The organism is Streptomyces sp. YS415, from assembly GCF_023544665.1.
Lineage (GTDB): Bacteria > Actinomycetota > Actinomycetes > Streptomycetales > Streptomycetaceae > Streptomyces.
The window spans coordinates 1-591 of record NZ_JAMJFL010000089.1; the positions used below are offsets into that span (position 1 = coordinate 1).

Annotated in this window: 1 protein-coding gene; it reads left to right on the forward strand. The window is 67.3% G+C overall.

Going from position 1 to position 591, the window contains the following annotated elements; translation table 11 throughout:
- Positions 1 to 591: zinc-binding dehydrogenase (locus M8H82_RS36370; protein WP_250080040.1), on the forward strand; the 591-nt coding region annotated here is incomplete at both ends.

The window sequence follows — 591 nt, forward strand, 5'->3', positions numbered from 1 at the left end:
TTCGGTCCGTTGGCGGTGGCGGATGCGCGTGTGGTGGTGCGGGTGCCGGAGGGGTGGTCGTTCGAGCAGGCGGCGACTGTTCCGGTGGTGTTCCTGACCGCGTATTACGGGTTGGTTGATCTCGGTCGTGTGCGGGCCGGGGAGACGGTGTTGGTGCATGCGGGTGCCGGTGGGGTGGGGATGGCTGCGGTGCAGCTGGCCCGTCATCTGGGTGCGCGGGTGCTGGCGACGGCGAGTCCGGGGAAGTGGGGTGTGCTGCGGGGGCTGGGGTTGGGGGATGACCAGATTGCCTCCTCGCGTGATCTGGTGTTCCGGGAGGCCTTCGCCGGGGCGGGTGTGGACGTCGTCTTGAACTCGCTGGCGGGGGAGTATGTCGATGCTTCGCTGGAGCTGTTGACGTCCGGTGGCCGGTTCCTGGAGATGGGCAAGACCGATATCCGGGTGGCGGTGGAGCAGCCGGGTGTTGAGTACCTCGCTTTTGACATGCTTGATGCGGGTGCGGTGCGGATCGGCGAGATGTTGCGGGCCTTGATGGGCTTGTTCGAGTCGGGTGTGCTGGAGCCGTTGCCGGTGCGGGCGTGGGATGTGCGC